This is a genomic window from Pseudoalteromonas sp. SWYJZ98 (assembly GCF_015864495.1).
In the GTDB taxonomy this organism is placed as follows: domain Bacteria; phylum Pseudomonadota; class Gammaproteobacteria; order Enterobacterales; family Alteromonadaceae; genus Pseudoalteromonas; species Pseudoalteromonas distincta.
In genome coordinates, this window is sequence record NZ_JADYXA010000088.1 from 1 (window position 1) to 1,967 (window position 1,967).

The 1,967-nt window shown below is 63.2% G+C and carries 3 protein-coding genes; all 3 read right to left on the reverse strand.

The genetic code is table 11. From position 1 onward, the window contains the following. Positions 1-1,104: hypothetical protein (locus tag I6F10_RS19880; RefSeq protein ID WP_197099301.1), on the reverse strand; the 1,104-nt coding region annotated here is incomplete at its 3' end. Positions 1,105-1,329: 225 nt separating this feature from the next. Continuing rightward, positions 1,330-1,530, reverse strand: a complete 201-nt coding sequence (locus I6F10_RS19885; protein WP_114488337.1) for a hypothetical protein — start codon at positions 1,528-1,530, stop codon at positions 1,330-1,332. Between the two features lie 38 nt (positions 1,531-1,568). Next, positions 1,569-1,967, reverse strand: a 399-nt coding sequence (locus tag I6F10_RS19890; protein WP_197099302.1) for an ssDNA-binding protein, incomplete at its 5' end; no start/stop codon positions are given.

Below are 1,967 nucleotides of genomic sequence, written 5' to 3' on the forward strand. Positions count from 1 at the left end.
GAACAACATGAGGTTGTCGAACATCAGGTCGTGTGCCCCGGCCTTCAGGCACTCGATGTACTGCTCGACTGCGGTGGGCTTGGGGAGGCCACGGCTGGGCAGATTCTGGGGTTGGAACATACGACCAGCCCAGCGGCGGGTGCGGCTGGCCCCTGCGAACTGCAGGCCCCCACGGAAGCGTCCGTCGGCCGCCACGGCGGGGTCCAGTGCGGCGTACTTGGCCGTGCTGGTCTTGTTCGACGCCATGGACAGCTCCATCAGCTCGGCAAGACGTGGGTCGATCTTTTCGCGCGCCTTCAGCATCTGGGTGAAGGTGTCCTTGGTCGTGTCCTCCAATTCCACACCGAACTCATTGAGCACGAATGCCTTGAATTGGTCGCGCTGGCTCGGCCGGTCCACCACGCCGCGCGTCAGCTCGCGGAACCGCACGCCGATGCGCTCCTTCTCTACGATGGCCGCCCGTGCACCGGCGCGTGTCAACTCCTGGTCCACCTGGAACCCACGCTCGTTGATCCGTTGGTCGCAGTGCCACTCTGCAATGGCCGAGGCGTCCCAATTCCAGGTGGGCGTGCGGCGCACGCACTCGCGCATGGCGGTGATGTCGTCGGCCGCGTAGACCTTGAAGCGCTCCCACTCGGCGGGGTGTGTGAGCCGCGTGGCGCGCTGCACCTTGCGGTTGGCTGGCTGGGGGCGGGTGAACAACTGGATGAGCTTCTTGCCCTCCTTGTTCTTGGCCTGGTCCTCGGGCACCTTGAGCACCGTGCACAGGTCACCGAGGCTGGCGGGCAGCGCGTGGGACAGCGCCTGAGCCATGCTGCAGCGCCAGCGGGTCAACTCGATGCGGGGGAGGTGGGCCTGCCGTGGGCCGTTGTGGATGGCCTTATCGAACGCAGCGTTGTGCGCGATGACTTCGGGGGCTTCGGCCATCGCATGGCGCAGATCGTCGGGCAGCGGCTCGCAGGTGCAGTCCCAGACCTTGACCGGGCCGTCGTCAATCGCGTAGGAGACCAGCAGGTCCTCGGCGGTTTCCGCGTAGCGGTAGGTGCCGACTTCTTTCAGGTCGATCTCGCACCACGTCTCCCTATCAAGCCACAGTCGCTGCATTCAGTTCTTTCTAAATTTCAAAGTTCAATGACCGTTCCCCAAATTCCCGCTTGTGTCGTTGCCGGCCTCCAGCGGTTTGCGCATGCACTAGGTGTAAAACGTCCACGGGCACCTGGTGTTAGCCATAAGGGGCGAGTTACCGGGTGGTCAGCCCAGCGAAAGGAGGCGGAGGCCCCGTTGTGTATCCCTTTGGAGAAGGGCGGCAAGCGCCCCTCTGCGAAGGGTTTACTTCGGCTCTTGCGCGCTCATCGCGGCCTTGGTGCCCGCGGGCAGCTCGGTCACGGTGATGGTATTGCCGCTGTGCACGTACAGTTCGACGGCCTCGCCGGGTGCAAGCACGTGAGCGGGGTTGCCATTGCTCTCGGCGACTTGGGCTTCGTACGGCCCACCGTCGGTAGGCACTTCGATTTTGATTTTCAGGGTCATTTCAGTCTTTCAGAAAACGGGGCCGAAGCCCCGTGGGTTTAGAACAGGTCGCTGGCGCCTTGACCGGCGGTCTCGACTTCTTCTTCGCCGAAGCCTTCAGCGCTGGTCGGGCCGCTACCGAATGCCTCGCCGTCCTTCACGAACTGGATGGCGATGATGCGGGCGAACACCTGGTTGGGGATGATCTGACCGTCGCTGCCCTTGAAGGACTTGCCGGCCACAAATTCCACCTTGGCGTTCACGTAGCAGCCACGATATGGCACCTTGACCTCGTAGCCGAGCTGGTCGGTCACGTCCATGCCATCCACCAGGCCGCGACCGGCTTCTGTGATCTGCACGAACTTGCCGTTGTGCTTCTTCTGCGTGACCACCTGGGGCTTCTTGTCAGCCTTGTTGCTGGCCGAGATGAAGAACATGTTCTCGTACTCGGGGCGCAC